The organism is Mesobacillus sp. ABV4_180 (assembly GCF_056158485.1).
On the sequence record NZ_JBSWTJ010000001.1, the window covers coordinates 544,682 to 561,352 of the forward strand.

15 protein-coding genes are annotated in these 16,671 nt (G+C 42.9%); 13 read left to right on the plus strand and 2 right to left on the minus strand.

Going from position 1 to position 16,671, the window contains the following annotated elements; translation table 11 throughout:
- Window positions 1-18: 18 nt before the first annotated feature.
- The 4 genes from ACXAEA_RS02825 (at window position 19) to ACXAEA_RS02840 (ending at window position 8,558) form a co-directional block, all read left to right on the plus strand.
- Window positions 19-828, plus strand: coding sequence for a PP2C family protein-serine/threonine phosphatase (locus ACXAEA_RS02825; RefSeq protein ID WP_475094423.1), 810 nt, complete (start codon window positions 19-21; stop codon window positions 826-828).
- Between the two features lie 104 nt (window positions 829-932).
- Entirely contained in the window at window positions 933-2,879 is a 1,947-nt protein-coding gene (locus ACXAEA_RS02830; protein ID WP_475094424.1) for a protein kinase domain-containing protein, read from the plus strand.
- A 75-nt stretch (window positions 2,880-2,954) separates the two neighbouring features.
- Window positions 2,955-3,644 (plus strand): hypothetical protein, encoded by a 690-nt coding sequence (locus tag ACXAEA_RS02835; protein ID WP_475094425.1) that lies wholly within the window; start codon window positions 2,955-2,957, stop codon window positions 3,642-3,644.
- Between the two features lie 15 nt (window positions 3,645-3,659).
- A complete protein-coding gene (locus ACXAEA_RS02840; protein WP_475094426.1) occupies window positions 3,660-8,558 on the plus strand; it encodes an Ig-like domain-containing protein in 4,899 nt (1,632 codons plus the stop codon).
- A gap of 368 nt (window positions 8,559-8,926) precedes the next feature.
- Here the strand turns inward: ACXAEA_RS02840 and ACXAEA_RS02845 are convergent, their stop codons facing one another.
- Window positions 8,927-9,103 (minus strand): hypothetical protein, encoded by a 177-nt coding sequence (locus ACXAEA_RS02845; RefSeq protein ID WP_475094427.1) that lies wholly within the window; start codon window positions 9,101-9,103, stop codon window positions 8,927-8,929.
- A 298-nt stretch (window positions 9,104-9,401) separates the two neighbouring features.
- On the opposite strand from ACXAEA_RS02845, the gene mreB reads away from it, so the two are divergent.
- The 6 genes from mreB (at window position 9,402) to ACXAEA_RS02875 (ending at window position 13,634) form a co-directional block, all read left to right on the plus strand.
- A complete protein-coding gene (gene mreB / locus ACXAEA_RS02850) occupies window positions 9,402-10,406 on the plus strand; it encodes a rod shape-determining protein MreB (protein WP_475094428.1) in 1,005 nt (334 codons plus the stop codon).
- A gap of 213 nt (window positions 10,407-10,619) precedes the next feature.
- Window positions 10,620-11,438 (plus strand): flagellar hook-basal body protein, encoded by an 819-nt coding sequence (locus tag ACXAEA_RS02855; protein WP_475094429.1) that lies wholly within the window; start codon window positions 10,620-10,622, stop codon window positions 11,436-11,438.
- 64 nt (window positions 11,439-11,502) lie between these two features.
- The gene (locus tag ACXAEA_RS02860; protein ID WP_475094430.1) at window positions 11,503-12,351 is read left to right on the plus strand and encodes a flagellar hook-basal body protein; all 849 of its coding nucleotides are present in this window, start codon (window positions 11,503-11,505) and stop codon (window positions 12,349-12,351) included.
- 19 nt (window positions 12,352-12,370) lie between these two features.
- Window positions 12,371-12,631 (plus strand): DNA-directed RNA polymerase subunit beta, encoded by a 261-nt coding sequence (locus ACXAEA_RS02865; RefSeq protein WP_475094431.1) that lies wholly within the window; start codon window positions 12,371-12,373, stop codon window positions 12,629-12,631.
- 94 nt (window positions 12,632-12,725) lie between these two features.
- Window positions 12,726-13,148 carry a 3-hydroxyacyl-ACP dehydratase FabZ gene (fabZ, locus tag ACXAEA_RS02870; protein ID WP_475094432.1) on the plus strand — a complete coding sequence of 141 codons (423 nt, stop codon included), beginning with the start codon at window positions 12,726-12,728 and terminating at the stop codon, window positions 13,146-13,148.
- A 168-nt stretch (window positions 13,149-13,316) separates the two neighbouring features.
- Window positions 13,317-13,634 (plus strand): hypothetical protein, encoded by a 318-nt coding sequence (locus tag ACXAEA_RS02875; RefSeq protein ID WP_475094433.1) that lies wholly within the window; start codon window positions 13,317-13,319, stop codon window positions 13,632-13,634.
- A gap of 111 nt (window positions 13,635-13,745) precedes the next feature.
- Here ACXAEA_RS02875 and ACXAEA_RS02880 read toward each other — a convergent pair whose 3' ends face one another.
- Window positions 13,746-14,180, minus strand: coding sequence for a YwpF family protein (locus tag ACXAEA_RS02880; RefSeq protein ID WP_475094434.1), 435 nt, complete (start codon window positions 14,178-14,180; stop codon window positions 13,746-13,748).
- Window positions 14,181-14,439: 259 nt separating this feature from the next.
- On the opposite strand from ACXAEA_RS02880, the gene ssb reads away from it, so the two are divergent.
- From ssb to ACXAEA_RS02895, 3 genes are all read left to right on the plus strand, one after another.
- A complete protein-coding gene (gene ssb, locus ACXAEA_RS02885; RefSeq protein WP_475094435.1) occupies window positions 14,440-14,832 on the plus strand; it encodes a single-stranded DNA-binding protein in 393 nt (130 codons plus the stop codon).
- Window positions 14,825-15,031 (plus strand): hypothetical protein, encoded by a 207-nt coding sequence (locus tag ACXAEA_RS02890; RefSeq protein WP_475094436.1) that lies wholly within the window; start codon window positions 14,825-14,827, stop codon window positions 15,029-15,031. Before ssb ends, ACXAEA_RS02890 begins: the two co-directional genes overlap by 8 nt.
- Window positions 15,032-15,303: 272 nt before the next feature.
- The gene (locus ACXAEA_RS02895; protein WP_475094437.1) at window positions 15,304-16,659 is read left to right on the plus strand and encodes a glucoamylase family protein; all 1,356 of its coding nucleotides are present in this window, start codon (window positions 15,304-15,306) and stop codon (window positions 16,657-16,659) included.
- Window positions 16,660-16,671 lie beyond the last annotated feature (12 nt).

Consider the following 16,671-nt stretch of genomic DNA (forward strand, 5'->3'; position numbering starts at 1 on the left):
AATTGGGGGAACTAAAAGATGGCATTTCAAGTGGCATACCATACAGACATTGGAATCAAGAAGAAAACGAACCAGGACGGTCTGCTATTGAAAACGGCGAAGACGCCCGAAGGAGAAATCGGCTTGTTCGTCATCTGTGACGGCATGGGTGGTCTTTCCCACGGGGAGCTGGCGAGCGCGACGGTGATCAGGGGGTTGTCAGACTGGTTCGATCATGAGCTCCCGGAGTTGCTTGAGGCTGAATCCCTCGGAAAAGAAAATGCCGCCAGGCTTGCGGCCAACAACATCGAGGGAGAAATTCCCCTCAAGCTTGAGCAACGCGTCCGTGAGCTGAATGCGAAAATCCTTGAATACGGCGAGGTTTCCAACATTAAGCTCGGGACGACGATCACGGCTTTGCTTATTCTCTACAAGCAATATTACATTGTGCAGATTGGCGACAGCAGGGCATACAGCATTCATAACAAACTTTTAAAATTGACCGAAGACCAGACGCTCGTTGAACGCGAGCTGCAGCGCGGCAACATAACGGCCGAACAGGCGAGAATCGACCCGCGCAGGAATGTGCTGCTCCAATGCGTTGGAGCAACGAAGGACATTGACGTCGTCATCACCAAAGGTGAAGTAGCACCAGGCACGATGTTTATGCTCTGCACCGACGGCTTTTACCATGAGATTACAGACGAAGAAATGCTCAAAAACCTGAACCCGCTCCATTTTACAGAAGAAAAAAGCATGAAGGAAAAAATCGTCGAACTTGTCGAGCTGGCAAAAGCACGCCAGGAGACAGACAACATATCCGTCCTGCTGACAAAAGTAGAAGCATAGGGACGGTTCTCTTGATTCGGAGCGCATAAAGAAACAGAGAAACAAGTTGTGGGAAATTGTTCTATGAAATGAAACAAAAGAACCGTCCCCATGTTCCAGGAGGAATGACCTTGATACAAATTGGCACGATCATTGATGATCGATATGAAATATTGAAGGAAATTGGGCGCGGCGGGATGAGCGTGGTCTATCTGGCGATGGACAACAGGCTCAATAAGTCGCTTGTCGTCAAGGATATCCGCAAACGCGGCAACAGCAACAATGAGCTCCTGATCAACAGCCTGGTCGTTGAGGCGAACATGCTGAAGAAGCTTGACCACGGTTCGCTGCCGAAAATCTATGACATCATCGAATCCGAGGGCGACATCTATGTGGTGATGGACTATATTGAAGGCGAGTCGCTCAAGGAAAGGCTGAAGCGTGATGGCAAAATTCCTGCAGCCGAGGTAACTGAGTGGGCGAAACAGCTGAGCGAAGTGCTCGGATACCTGCACTCCCGCAAGCCGTACCCAATCATCTACCGCGATATGAAGCCTGATAACGTCATGCTCACGCCTGAAGGTAAAATCAAGCTGATTGACTTCGGAATCGCGCGTGAATTCAAAACGGAGAATCTATCAGATACGACGAATCTCGGGACGAAGGGGTACGCAGCTCCGGAACAAATCTCTGGCAGGCAGACGGACGCGAAAACCGATATTTATAGTCTGGGAATCACGCTCTATCACCTCGTTACCGGGAAGAACCTGAGCGAGCCGCCGTTTGAAATCAGGCCGATCCGCGAGTGGGATCCATCGCTGCCGGAGGGCCTTGAGCATATCATCAAAAAATGCACACAGGCGGAGCCCGCGAACCGTTATCAGAGCTGTGAGGAACTGAGCTATGACCTCGAGAACATCAACAGGCTGACGAAGGGCTATAAGAACATGCTGATCAAAAAGCTGGCAATGTTCATCGTTCCGGCCGTGCTGTTTCTGGCGTTTTCCACCACCTCCGCACTTGGCTATAAAGGCATGAAGAACGAGCAGTTCCAGGATTATATGAACCTTGTGAATCAGGCGAGCATTGCACTGATGGACGGAGAGCAGACCGAAGCAATCAAGCTACTCGAGAGCGCGACCCGCGTCGATAATGAGCGCCCGGAGGCATACATCAATTTACTTGATTTATATATTAATAGGGACCAGACAGACGAAGGGCTGGCCAAACTGGAATCATACATACAGGATGAATACGGTGCAGTCCATGAGAATAACGAGGTCCTTTTCAAGATGGGGATGACCTATTTCGATGTAAAAAGGGACTACAACAATGCGCTGAAATATTTCCAGCAGGTCGATGAAAAAGAACTGCCGGATGCGCAATATTACAAAGCGCTGGCGACAACGCTGAGCAGCCTGAACATCGATTACAACAAATTCGCTGGCGACCTCCAGGAGTTCCATGAGTACAATGATGGCCTGGCGAACGACAGCAAAAAAATCGATAACTACAATTCACTCGCAAATATTTATATTTCCTATAAAAGCCAGATCCCTGAAGCGAACACCAAGGCAATCGAGATTGTCCAAAAAGCAGATGATGTACTGGCGAAACTTGAAAACGAACAGCTTCAATTCAAATACGAAATGGAGTTCGAACAGAAGCTGGCACAGGCATTCTACAGCCGTGGCGTGAATTCCGAGGACCAAGCCAGTGCCCGCGACGATTTCGAACAGGCAATCGAGCACTATAACAATCTCCTGGATCTGAATGTCGCCGACCAGGAAGACGTCCACGTTAAAATTGGCGTCATCTATCAGGAAATGGGCGAGCTCTCACGTTCAGTCGAGCACTTCCAGACAACGCTCAAAAAGTTCCCTGAAAGCATTAACGCCTACGTCAAACTCGGCAACCTGCTGCTCGATATCGAGCAAACAAAAGAAGAAGGAAAGCGCAACTATGCTGAAGCGAAAAAAATATACGAAAAAGCAGGCACACTAGCAGGCGCAAAAACCGATGAAGCATACAAAAAACTCACCAGACGCATGGAGAACTTAAATATTCTTTAGAAACGCAGGGACGGTTCTTGTGTTTCAGCGGAACCAGAAGAACCGTCCCCATGTTTCAGGAAGGCAGTGAAAAGATTGGCATACCAGATCATGTTTTACGGCGGTATGGCAGGCGCGGCGGTGACGCTGGTGATTGCCATCCTTGTCTATGTGAAACTCAATATTGCCCAGGTGATTACGGATCTTACGGGCTGGAATTTCCCGGGTGCAGGTAGAAAAGCCTGGAAAACGACCAGCAACAATACCGATACAAGCACCAGGCCAACAACAAAGGAAATTCACGTCCGGAAAAATGTCGAGAAGGAAGTGGCTGCAGGCGAGTTTGTAGAGCCTACTGAGAAAATGGTCAGCGGTTCGGTTGGACAGACGGGGCTGATTAACCAGCATGGTGTTGAACCAACAGCGCTGCTTCACATGGACGGCCTAGAACCAACAGCACTGCTTAAATCAAATGGCCATGAGCCAACAGCCCTTCTCAGTCAGGAAGCATCTGAACCGACCGCATTTATGGCAGGCAGTCGAAGGGGAGTTGTTGCAGCTGCAGTACACGGTTCACAAGGCCGTTCTGACACCACACTCTTAGCTGACGCACCAACAGAAACTACGATTCTATCAGATTGGAATGAAACAACTGTCCTGACAGCCGATCCGGATGAAACAACGCTTTTGAATGACATGGACGAAACAACCTTGCTGACAGAAGTGGAACCACGTTTTAAGAAACAAGTGGATATCATGATTGTTCATTCAGAAACTATCATTTGAAAAGGAGAATGAGAAATGCTTGAACCGAGGAAAAGGAAAAAAGCCCGGAATAAGTGGGTTGTAATTATCCCTATTATGTTAGTGTTGATTTCATCTGTTTTGGTTTTTAATGGGAGGGTTTGGTCTGAGGGGGATTTTGTAAGAAATATCATATTTAATGATGATGTGTGGAATATGACTGCTGATGAATTTGGTGAAGATTGGAAATTATCTTCTGAGAACATTGTTGTTTTCACAGTGGACTTAAGTGCTGAATTTAAAAATAAATATCCTTCAATCCCCGCCCCAGGCACAGTGGATTTACAGAAAATACCTTTTACTATTGCTGCTAAACATGGTGAAACTGAAGTACAACCAACAAACATTACACCTTTAGGAGGAGATAGTTTCGAAGGAAAATATAAGGTGGAAATCCCATTTAACCATCAGGGAAGGTTAGATGTAAATGTCATGGTGCTGAATAATGTTACTGAGTGGGTCACACATGAATCTTCTGACTATTTCTTCATAACACGTGATTCGATTGCTCCTGTAATATCCATTTCCGGTCCGGAAGATGGATTATTATATCCTTCTGACATAAACGTCAAAGTGCAGGTAGAGGAAGAAAATCACAATTCCAATACAGTAACTGTATTAGCTAAAAGAAATGATGAGGTATATACAAATGTCCCAGATTGGACTAATACGCAAAAAACTTCTAGTTTAGATTACCTCTTTAAAGAAGATGGGGATTATGAACTCACAGTCTCTTCAACTGATGCACATGGAAATGTGGGTATTCCACAAACAATTAAGTTTTCAATACTTAAAGGTGCACCTGGTTTAACGTTAAAAGAAAAAGCAAGCAACACGGCAATTGCTTCAAATGGTTACACTTCATCAACTGAACTTCAGGCTTTAGTTGAAAGTAGTGTCTCTATTGAAAAAGCAATAATGACCATTAAAAAAGGTTCTGAGTCAGATACTGTGGACTTAATTGCAGATAGAAGAACAGCATCTGTAGATTTTCTTGTTTCCGAAGGTAATTATGAAATAACTATAGAAGTTACTTCCCGATCAAAAGGTAATCCTTATACATTAGGCCCTATAATGTTTACAGTTGATACCTCTCATCCTGAAGTATCTTTAAGTTCCGAAGAAATAGAAGGTAAGAAAAAAATAACAGGGAATGTTTTTGAAAAGTTTTTAGATCTAAACCTCTCGAAAATAACAAAAACATTAAAGACTTTGAATGGGGAAAACCAAACTAATATCCCATTTACCGTATCAGATCAATCAACATATACAGCTTTTGATACAGTGAGTGAAGATGGGGTGTATATTTATGATTTATCAGCAGTCGATAAAGCTGGAAATCTCAAAAATGACACGCTGGAATTCATCATTGATAATACAGAGCCACTTTTATCGATAAAAGATGAAGAGAATAATGACCCTAACAATAAATACTTTAATAAGGATAAAAAAGTATTAGTATCAGTAAAAGATTTGACACTGGATTTGAATCCAGTGAAGACAGAGTTAAAAGTGATAACAGATAATGCTGGAGAGAAAAAAGAAGAAATAGTTAGTCTTATCCAGAAATTATTTAACTTTGCTGAAGTCGAAAAAACTTTTTCGGCAGATGGGAAATATTCGTTTGAATTAAGTTCAGAGGACCAAAAAGGTAACTTTAAAAATGATACTGTAAATTTCGTAATAGACCAAACTCCACCAAAATTAGAAATCAATAATGTCAATAATGAGGAAACCTATGGAGGAACTCAAGATATTGAACTAAAAGTGATTGATGAGAATTTTGATTTCTCAAACACTAAACTTAAGATTTTACGTGATGGTGTTGAAGTTGATGAATTGCCAAACCTTGAGCTTATTGAGGAAAATGGTAAGCAAATGGGTGCTTTGAAAAGATATAGATTTGACCAAGATGGCTATTACGAAATCCATTTCGAATCAATGGATAAGGCATTAAATAAAACAGTTCATCCCCCAGTGATGTTTACCATTGACCAAGAAGATCCGATTTTGATCGTGGATGGAGTAGAGAGCAATGGGCATTATCCAGGATTGAACGGAGTTATTTTTACAATTGAGGATTTGACTCTTGATATTGAAAAAGTAAAGCCGGTTTTAAAAGTTACAAAAGAAGATGGATCAATAAACGAATATGATAATTGGAAGAAGGATGGACGCGGAAGGATAAAGACAGCGCAACAGGTTTTATCGTTTAATGAAGAAGGAGACTACAAAATTGAATTTAGTGGCTATGATACAAAAGAAAATAGTTACTCAATAGAACCAATCCATTTTACAATCGATAAAAGAAGTCCTGGAATTACATTTAGTGGAATTGGAGAAAGTTCTTTTGTTAAAGAAGGAAATGTAAATGTTCAAATTGAAGAACATAATTATGACCACAACAAGGTAGAGGTTTATTATCAATTGAATGGATCAGAAGAAAAGTATATTCTTCCTTGGAAAAATGAAGGTGAAATTTCAAAAGAGCCTTATCCATTTAACATAGAAGGATATTATGAGTTTACAGTTGTAGCTACTGATAAAGCTGGAAATAAATCAGAGCAAAAAAGAAGCTTCACAGTGGATAAAACCGAACCTAAGATTCGAATCACTGGAGCAGAACATAATTCTTACAATAGCAGCAGTAAGGAAGTGAAAATTGAAGTAGATGAACGTAATTACAGCAACAATGCTGTTGGAATTACAGTCACCAGGAAAGTTGAGGTCGACGGAGCCTCAGTAGACTTCCCGATCGGCGAATGGAAGAACGTAAATAAGATATCTGATTTAGGCTACGTCTTTAATCAGGATGGTGAATACCAAATAAATGTTAATGCAACGGACGCTGCAGGAAATATTGGTGCAACGGAAAAACTGCTATTCACGATTGACAAAATTGACCCGGAACTTAGCATTTCAGGTGTTGATAACGAACATAACTATCGGACAGATAAACCGGTTAATTTTAGTATCGCTGACCGTAACATTGACTTGTCACAAACTAATCTAAAAGTCCAAAGAAACGGAAAGGACTACAACATTGGTGAACTGTCAATGATGGGAAAAATATCTGCTGTAAAGACTTTCACATTCTCCGAAGAAGGCAGCTATTTAGTCACCCTTGACACAAAGGATAAAGCGGGCAGGGGCGCGCAGGACAAGAGAGAGTTCATCATCGATAAAACAAATCCTGTCGTGAATATAGTCGGAGTTGATAATAACTCATACAATCCGACAGGTAAAAATGTAATGATCTCAGTTGACGAATTGAACTTTGATACAAACAACGTCGATATCTCTGCTACTAAAGATGGGCTGGATTTCAACATCGGCAAATGGGAAAATTCAGGTAAACTGTCGAAGCTAGGCTACAATTTTAACCAGGACGGCTTATACACAGTCCTGGCAACAGCTGAAGATAAGGCTGGAAACGGCCCGATTTCGAAAAAGATGACCTTTACTGTAGATAAGGTGAAGCCGTCAATCGAGATTACAGGTGTCGATAATAATGCCTATTACAATGTTGATAAACCTGTAAACGTCACAATCAAAGATCTTAATTTGGATATTAACAAAATCAATGTTACAAGAAATGGCGCACCATATAGCGCGGGCGGCTTCTCTGTAAATGGTGACCTTGCTTCCTTCCGCCACAACTTCAGCGGCGAAGGTGATTACAACATCGTGGTTGAGGCGACCGACAAAGCGGGTAACAGCTTCAGCAAGACGATGACATTCACGATCGACAAGACGAAGCCGGTCATCACACCAAAATTCAAAGGACAGAATCGCGTCATTAAAAATGGTGAGTACATCAATGAAGTGTTTACTCCAGAGTTCGCTCTGGATGAGGCAGAGGATACGATTGTTTCTGCAACACTTAATAATGGTGGAAACCTCGGTAAAAATATCCCTGTCGCAGCAAGAGAAATGTCATACACTTACAAAGTTCTGGCTCGAGATAAAGCCGGAAATGAATCAACACTCGAAATCAGCTTCACATTGGATACAACCAAGCCGATGCTGAACATCTCCGGAGTGCTTGATGGTTTCTTTAACAAGGATATCGCGCCAAAAGTGACGTATTCAGATATCCATCTGGATCGCAGTAAAACATCCGTAACATTGAACGGAAAGCCATTCGAAAACGGAACAAAGCTTGAGTACGAACAGGATTATATTTTAAAAGCAGTTGTAACAGACCTGGCGAAAAATGTTTCGGCAAGAACAATTGTCTTCACAATAGACAAAACAAAGCCAGTCATTAAGTTTAAAGAGCCGATTTCAAATAATTATTTCAATACCGACCTGCTGCCTCAGCTTTTAATCGAGGACATGAGTTCTTACGACATCATCGCAATGATGCTTGACGGAAAGCCATATAAAGCAGGAGATCCAATCAAAGAAGAAGGAAAGCACGTCATGTTCTTTGAAGTAAAGGATAAGGCAGGCAACATCCAGCAGCTGAGCGTCGAATTCATCATCGACAAAACCGCGCCGAAGGTAGTTTATGAAGGTGTGAAAAATAAAGAAAAATACTATGATCCAGTCGACATCGTCATCCGCCTTGATAACCCGAATGACAAAATAAAATCAGTCATGATTAACGGTGAGTTATTCGATGGCGAAGTAGTAGAAGAGAATGGCTACAAAGTAATCAAAACCACAGTCGCTGAAATCAAGCCATATGAAATCGCAGTAACGGCCTATGACGATGCAGAGAATGAGAAAACAACCGTTATTTCATTCGAAATAGTCGAAAAGGGAGCTCTAGTAAAGTTTTATGAAAATAAACCTTTACTTGGGGGGACACTGGCAGGAGCAATCGGTCTGATCGCAGCCGCTTCAACCGTTTTGGCACGCAGACGAAAGATGAAGGTTGAGGAAGAATAAAATGGATGTGAAGGACCCGGGAGAGATCCTGGGTTCTTTTTTATGGGTTGAAATTTGTGGGTTTTAAGATGTTTAGGATGCATTGCCCGAAAAAGGCGAGCGAGATGAAAACGGTAAAAGGAAGTGCGTTGCATTCCCCAAAAAGGGGAGTTCGAGATGAAAACGGTAAAAGGAAGTGCGCTGCATTGCCCGAAAAGGGGAGTGTGAGGTGGAAATGGTAAAAGGAAGTACGTTGCATTGCCCGAAAAGGGTGCGAGATGAAAACGGTAAAAGGAACTTATTTGGGTCACAGTAATTTTAGCCCGTTATTTTGCATAGATACTCAAAAAGACGAAGAGTGGATGACAATTCACTCTTCGTTTTTTTCCTCAATCCCCAATATCGCCATCTCCATCGTCATCCCCTTTATCCCCGATGCTGTCGGGTGCCGATTTCGGTTTGTTGATGTCCGGACCTTCGCCACGGTCAGAGGATCCGCGGGCATTTTTAATAACCAGAAAAGAAGCAAATAGCAGAACCACGACTGCTGCTACTAAAAATTCCATCAAAATTCCTCCTGTCTAAATTTCCTGTTATGACAATTTTACATGAATAACTCGGTAAATTCACAAATTGTGACAAATTATATCAAAGTGTGTCAAATTTTTCAGCAATATGTTACTTATTTCTTCTCTATGTGATAAAATAAACAATTAGGGTAGAATATGGTTCGCAGATTGCGGCAACGTCTGTATATTCTCGGACATCGCGATTTATTTTACATATATAAGGGTCTAATACACCTGAGAAAATCGAGGCTTAATCAGCCGCAGCCTGCCATTGATCAAGGAGGAAAAGAACAGTATGTTTGCTAGGGATATCGGGATTGACCTTGGTACAGCCAATGTGTTGATCCATGTTAAAGGCCGTGGAATTGTATTGAATGAACCGTCTGTAGTGGCGATTGATAAAAACACCAATAAGGTTTTGGCTGTCGGGGAAGAGGCGCGCAAGATGGTTGGGCGTACTCCTGGAAATATCGTTGCAATCCGCCCGTTGAAAGACGGAGTCATTGCGGATTTCGATGTGACGGAATCGATGCTTAAGCATTTCATCAATAAGTTGAATGTGAAGGGCTTCCTTTCAAAGCCGCGCATTCTGATTTGCTGTCCGACGAACATTACGAGCGTTGAGCAAAAAGCAATCAAGGAAGCTGCTGAAAAGAGCGGCGGCAAGAAAGTTTACCTTGAAGAAGAGCCAAAAGTTGCGGCAATCGGCGCGGGCATGGATATCTTCCAGCCAAGCGGGAACATGGTTGTTGACATCGGCGGCGGTACAACAGATGTCGCTGTACTTTCTATGGGTGATATCGTTACTTCCGCTTCCATAAAAATGGCGGGCGACAAGTTCGACGCTGAAATCTTAAGCTACATCAAACGTGAATACAAGCTGTTGATCGGTGAGCGTACAGCTGAAAATATCAAGATTCAAATCGGCACTGTGTTCCCTGGCGGACGCAACGAGGAAATGGAAATCCGCGGACGCGACATGGTTTCCGGACTTCCAAGAACGATTTCAGTGCGTTCTGAAGAAATCGAAAAAGCCTTAAGGGAATCCGTTGCTGTCATTGTTCAGGCTGCAAAAACGGTACTGGAGAAGACTCCACCTGAATTATCGGCTGACATCATTGACCGCGGCGTCATCCTGACGGGCGGCGGCGCCTTGCTTCACGGCATCGATCAGTTGATGCAGGAAGAGTTAAAAGTACCTGTTTTAATCGCGGACAACCCAATGGATTGTGTTGCAATCGGTACAGGCATCATGCTTGATAATATCGACCGCATCGCTGGCCGCCGCAGAATCATCTAATATGGAAGTTTTAAAAAAATCTGGAGAATTCTCGGTAAAAATACCGCAGGGTTTCCAGATTTTTTTGCTATTTACCCAATTTTTCTGGTATAAAACCCAAAATCCTACATTTTCCTGCAAATTTTTAATGTTTCTTGCCGATATATTTCTTATAATAGAAAGTAGTGTAAAAATTTCCTGATAAATAGGAATTTTTCCAATAGAGGTGGAACCATGTTCAAAGGTTTTTATACAGTAGCTTCCGGAATGCTAGCTCAGCAACGGAGGACGGAAATGCTGACGAATAATATGTCCAATGCAAATACTCCTGGTTTCAAAGCAGATGAAGCTGCGATGAGGGCGTTTCCTGATATGCTGCTTCAGCGTATGGAGAAACAGCAGGTCCCTACAGAAGATGGATTGAATTTGCCGTTTAACAAAGAAATAGGAACGATAAATACAGGGGTTTACATGCAGGAAGCCATCCCAAAATTCCTTCAGGGTGATTTGCGCGAGACAGGAAGAAAGACAGATGTTGCACTGCTTGATGTCAATATGCCTGAAAATGGCTCTGTCTTTTTTACAGTCCGAAATACTGACGGTTCAGTCAGATATGCAAGAAACGGCAATTTCACGATCGATGCACAGGGCTATTTGACAACTGGAAGCGGTCATTATGTACTTAATTCTGAAGGTCAGCAAATCCAGCTCTCCAGCGACCGGTTCACAATTAATGAAGCAGGTGTTCTAACTGGAGAAAATGGAGAACGTGCTAATCTTGGTGTTGGTTTTGCCAATGATCCACGTCGGCTGATTAAAGAAGGCGATGGCCTGTTCAGGACAGAGGATGGAAATCCGCTGCCGAACGCTTTTGAAGCGAATGGTGTACAATTCAGAATGCAACAGGGATTCCTCGAACAATCGAACGTAGATGTCAGTAAAACGATGACGGATATAATGACAGCCTACCGTGCCTTTGAAGCAAATCAGAAGATTCTTCAGGCTTATGATAAAAGTATGGAAAAAGCAGCAAATGAAATCGGTCGTTTATAGAGGATTTTGGATGAATTTTAATAAATGGCGTGCCTAGCTTAGGCTTCGCATTGAGGGATAAAATATGAACAGAACGATGATTACTGCGACGAATACACTTTCACAGCTGCAAAAGCAGATGGACATGATCGGCCATAACCTGGCAAATGTTGATACGGCTGGCTATAAGCGCCGTGAAGCGTCTTTTACTGACCTTCTAGTCCAGGAATACCGCAATCAGCCTAATAATGCACTTGAACCACAGAACCGGATGACGCCGTTTAATATTCGTCAAGGGAATGGGGCTCGACTGGGGCAGGTACAGCTGGCTTTGTCACAAGGCAGTTTAAAGACAACTGACCGCTCACTTGATACAGCTTTCACTGCAGAGGGACAGTTTTACCGCGTCATGGTTCAAAATGAAGACGGAAGCTCTTCGTTGCGTCTGACACGTAATGGAGCGCTCTATTTATCGCCGGTTTCCGAAAATGAATCAATGTTGGTAAACAGTGACAGACATGCAATCCTGGATGAAGACAATCAGCCGATTACCATCAACGGAAATGTTAAGAACTTTAAAATCAGTCCAACTGGTCAATTTACAGCTGAATTTTACAATGGTACGAGCCAAGAAGTAAATCTTAGTGTAGTATTGGTAAATAAGCCTCAATTTTTAGAGCAAAAAGGGGCTAACCTTCTTGGCTTACCAGAAAACCTGGATGAACTGGGGGTAACCGAGGAAGAGGTCATGACAAATATGGTCGGCCCATTAAGGAATCAGGTTTCAATCCAGCAAGGTGCATTGGAGCAATCGAACGTAGATATGAGCAAAGAAATGACGGATATGATTAATGTTCAGCGCAGCTATCAATTTCATGCAAAGACAATTATGCTTGCTGATCAGATGCTCGGACTAGTGAACGGAATCCGTTAAGAGGGGAAGAACAATCACAATGGCTTTAAACAAGAATAATTCAGAAGCGGCAACGCGTGAACAAGTAAAAAAAGAAAAGAAAACACGCGAAAAAAAGAAAAGAATCCGGGTTCGCCTTATTCCGATCTGGCTTCGGATTATTATTGTACTGCTCCTTTTAGCTGCCAGCATCGTCCTTGGGGCAATGTTTGGCTATGCCATAATGGGCGGCGGAGAAGCGAAAGAAGTTTTTGAAAAATCAACCTGGATGCATATAATGGATCTTGTTAATAAAGAATAATTTCGGAAGGGAGGGAAGTTTCCCTTCCTTTTTATTTGGTTTTTTTAGTACAATAGATGATAAGCACCTAATATTAATAGGAGGTACTAAAAAGATGCTTGATGTTACACAAATCAAAGAAATCATTCCACATCGCTATCCATTCTTGCTCGTTGATAAAATCCTGGAAATCGAAGAAGGAAAGAGAGCAGTCGGCATTAAGAATGTGACGGCTAATGAAGAATTCTTCAACGGCCATTTTCCTGATTATCCTGTTATGCCAGGCGTGCTGATCGTCGAAGCTTTGGCACAGGTTGGGGCAGTAGCTGTATTGAAATTGGAAGAAAACCGCGGCAAAATCGGTTTCTTCGCCGGAATCGACAACTGCCGTTTCAAAAGACAGGTAAAACCAGGCGACCAGCTTCGTCTTGAAGTGGAAATGATCAAACTCCGCGGTCCAATCGGAAAAGGCAAAGCCGTAGCCACAGTAGATGGCGAGCTTGCATGTGAAGCAGAAATTACATTTGCGATAAAATAAGTTTGACGAGAACCCAATTTACATTTTGGGTTCTTTTTTATATAGAGCGGATAATTTTTACAAAAAATCATTAAAAACCATGCAAGTTTTTTTCATTGGTGGGCAACATAACAGCAGACCCGTGCAACAGGTCTCAAAAAACCTACTTAATGAAAGGGGCTTTTACTCATGAAGAAAAAGCTATTAATGCTAATCGGTGGCTCTTTACTATCGGCTATGTTCCTTGCAGGCTGTGCGAATGATCAGGATCCTCCTCCGGATGACGATGTGGATATCGAGAATCCAGCGGACGAAAATGGTGACATGACGGATGAAAACGGCAATGTCGATGAGGATGGCATGATCGATGATAACGAGAACGCTCCAGACACTCCGGACACTAATACAGACGAAGATGGCGACATGATGAAGGACAACAATGAGCCTGGTGAAGATGCTGTTGAAGACAACATCGATATTAACGATGAAGACAAAAAGGATGAATAATGAATGGAAAATGGCGGGATTTAGTTCCTGCCTTTTTTATGTATACAGGCACTCCGGCTAGGAGCCGTTCTTATCAAATAAAAAACCCCCGCTGAATCAGCAGGAGTCGATTTACACTTTTTTAGGCTGCAAAATCTGTGGTTTTGAAATAATCTTTTCTTTAAACTCAGAAAGCAGTTCTTCACCGGTAAAGCCTTTATCCATTAAATACTGCAGCAGCTTTTCCGGATAGTCGCTCTTCGGCTTCGTCAGCTTTCCGGTTAAAAGAATGCTGGCATGTTTCTTTAGTTTCTTCACGCAGCATACTTTCGTCGCGAAGGCTGCAGGATCGTTCTCGCGTTTGGTGATGACGACTTGGACGATGATCTCTTTTTCGTTATCGCATGCATCCTGAAAATAAGGAATATATTTATGGTCGGTAAAAACTTCGACTAACCACGTTCCTTTATCATCTTCTTTATTGATAATCAGGCCGTCTTCCATTTCGATATCCAATAAAGCATCATCATCAGCAAGCTGCATTGAAATCAACTTAAACGTCTTCATGTCAACCACCTCCCAAAATACTTGTCCAAATTATAACACAGTCTTTATGGAAAACGAAAAGATGCCTGTTTGTCGAAAAGAATTTTTCTGAATTAGTAAAATTCAATTTTGGCTAGGTACCGAGATTGGAAAACTGAATTATGAGCCGGTATTAAGTGTGGAGCTGACAATTTTACAGACAAAAGGGTTATTTTCGCCATTTTACTTCGGAATGGAAGAGGAATATTATCGGGGTATAACATAGAAAGGAGTTGAAAAGGTGATCAATCAAGTAACGCTAGTAGGCAGGCTGACCAAGGATCCGGATCTCAAGTGGACACCGGACGGAAAAGCAGTGTCACACATCACGCTTGCGGTGAACCGGCATTACAAAAATGCCAGCGGGGAAATCGAAGCCGACTTTGTCCACTGCATCCTTTGGGGCAAGACGGCAGAGAATACAGCCAACTATTGCCGGAAAGGTTCGGTCATCGGAGTAACGGGCCGAATTCAGACCCGAAACTACGATAATCAGGAAGGCAAACGAGTCTATGTCACAGAGGTTGTCGCCGAGGGAGTACGGTTTTTGAGTTCGAAACCAGCCAGCACGAAGGAAGCCCAGCCGCAGACAGTGCCCTCTGTGCCGCAAAGAGAGGAGCTTCCATTTGCATAACGAATCGGAATCCATCGAAGGGCTGTTGATTAGCCTGATTAAAATGGTCGGTAAGAACAATGAGAAGGTCGACGAACTTAACAAACGCGTCCGCCAGCTCGAAATCGCCTCCAAAGAACAGCAATTCAACAGAGTTTACTCCTTCATAGCCGAACCTCCAAGACCTGCCACAAGTAAAAAAGAATACACCAAAGTATAAAAATTACCCACGATCAACCCATTTCCTTAGAGAGAATCAAAAACAAATCTCCAATATACCCTCAAAATTTTGTGCCGGCTGTTGAGCCGGTTTTTTTATATTTTAAGCTGTATGATGATAGCTACCAAATTACTATAAGATGGGTACATTTTACTGAATTTTACTTAAAAGCTAGTTATTGGGTGTAAGATTGTTTACGCTTTCATTTCCATGTGCTAATCTATTATCGAAACGTTTCGATTAATCAATCAAACAGTTAATGGAGGGTGTTTATGTCATTTTTGAAGAAAGCAACAGTGTTCGTTACTATGTTCTGCCTGATTCTGTCTTTACTGATCACTCCTGCATCAGCCTCCAGGCAAAGTGCCCAGGAATTATTTTTTCAGAAACAATTAAAATCGATTTCCAAGAAAACGTATCGTTATTTTGAAGATTTCACCGATCCTAATACGGGTCTGACCAATGATATTGTGCGCTTCAAGGATGGAGAGAAAGTGGAAGGGAACCACACTTCACCAACAAACATCGCGATGTATATGTTAAGTACGATTTCTGCCGAGGAATTGGGATTGATCTCGGAGGAAGAAGCGGTATCAAAGCTTCAGAAAACCATCAATACACTTGAAAAAATGGAAAAATGGAATGGACTGTTTTACAACTGGTATTATACGGCGGATGGTTCATTGATGACGGACTGGGGCCAATTCATCTCACAGGTGGACAATGGCTGGCTGTCAGCTGGGTTGATTACGGCAGGACAGGCCTACCCAGAATTATATGACCAGACAAGCAGATTAGTAGAGGCGATGGACTACTCTACCCTGTACGATCCGGAAGTCGGCCAGTTCCGCGGCGGCTACTATGTTGATAAAGGGGAACATACCGGACATCATTACGGAATGTTCTACACCGAGCCGCGATTAGGCAGCTATATTGCGATCGGGAAGGGCGACGTTCCTGCCGAGCACTGGTGGAAAACGTACCGCACGCTTCCGCCTGAGTGGGATTGGCAGGCACAAATTCCAACTGGAGAAATGCGGACATACCATGGTGTCGAATTATTCCAGGGGCATTACGAATACAAAGGTGTCAAATTCGTACCAAGCTGGGGCGGCAGTATGTTTGAAGGCTTGATGCCTGGAATCGTCCTCAAGGAAAAAGAACTTGGAAAAAATGCATTGGGACTGAACAACCAGCATCATGTGGATCTGCAAATCGCTTTTGCCAAGGAAAAAGGTTACCCGGCGTGGGGCTTTTCTCCAGCAGCAACACCTGAGAACTACAGTGAATTTGCAGCCACTCCATTAGGGACATCAGGCTACAAGGATGACGGCACTGTAACCGCGCATGCCTCATTCCTGGCTTTGGAATACGCTCCTCAGGAAGTAGCCAAAAACATCAAAGCGCTTAAAGCGTTAAACACTTACAGTGACTACGGATTCTATGATTCCGTCAACGTAAAAACTGGCGAAATCGCCGAAGCATACCTGGCACTGGACCAGGGGATGATCATGGTCTCCATCGCCAACTACCTATTGGATGGAGTCATCAGAGACCACTTCCACAACGATGAAATCATCAGCAAGCCAGAGTATCTGCTGGAAGAAGAGGATTTCTTGATTCGATAAAAACATGGGGAC

What these genes read in the sequence shown, in the direction of transcription:
- ACXAEA_RS02825 (WP_475094423.1), top strand. Translation starts at nt 19, where the DNA reads ATGGCATTTCAAGTGGCATACCATACAGACATTGGAATCAAGAAGAAA.
- ACXAEA_RS02830 (WP_475094424.1), top strand. Translation starts at nt 933, where the DNA reads ATGACCTTGATACAAATTGGCACGATCATTGATGATCGATATGAAATA.
- ACXAEA_RS02840 (WP_475094426.1), top strand. Translation starts at nt 3,660, where the DNA reads ATGCTTGAACCGAGGAAAAGGAAAAAAGCCCGGAATAAGTGGGTTGTA.
- ACXAEA_RS02845 (WP_475094427.1), bottom strand. Translation starts at nt 9,103, where the DNA reads ATGGAATTTTTAGTAGCAGCAGTCGTGGTTCTGCTATTTGCTTCTTTT.
- mreB (WP_475094428.1), top strand. Translation starts at nt 9,402, where the DNA reads ATGTTTGCTAGGGATATCGGGATTGACCTTGGTACAGCCAATGTGTTG.
- ACXAEA_RS02855 (WP_475094429.1), top strand. Translation starts at nt 10,620, where the DNA reads ATGTTCAAAGGTTTTTATACAGTAGCTTCCGGAATGCTAGCTCAGCAA.
- ACXAEA_RS02860 (WP_475094430.1), top strand. Translation starts at nt 11,503, where the DNA reads ATGAACAGAACGATGATTACTGCGACGAATACACTTTCACAGCTGCAA.
- ACXAEA_RS02865 (WP_475094431.1), top strand. Translation starts at nt 12,371, where the DNA reads ATGGCTTTAAACAAGAATAATTCAGAAGCGGCAACGCGTGAACAAGTA.
- fabZ (WP_475094432.1), top strand. Translation starts at nt 12,726, where the DNA reads ATGCTTGATGTTACACAAATCAAAGAAATCATTCCACATCGCTATCCA.
- ACXAEA_RS02875 (WP_475094433.1), top strand. Translation starts at nt 13,317, where the DNA reads ATGAAGAAAAAGCTATTAATGCTAATCGGTGGCTCTTTACTATCGGCT.
- ACXAEA_RS02880 (WP_475094434.1), bottom strand. Translation starts at nt 14,180, where the DNA reads ATGAAGACGTTTAAGTTGATTTCAATGCAGCTTGCTGATGATGATGCT.
- ACXAEA_RS02895 (WP_475094437.1), top strand. Translation starts at nt 15,304, where the DNA reads ATGTCATTTTTGAAGAAAGCAACAGTGTTCGTTACTATGTTCTGCCTG.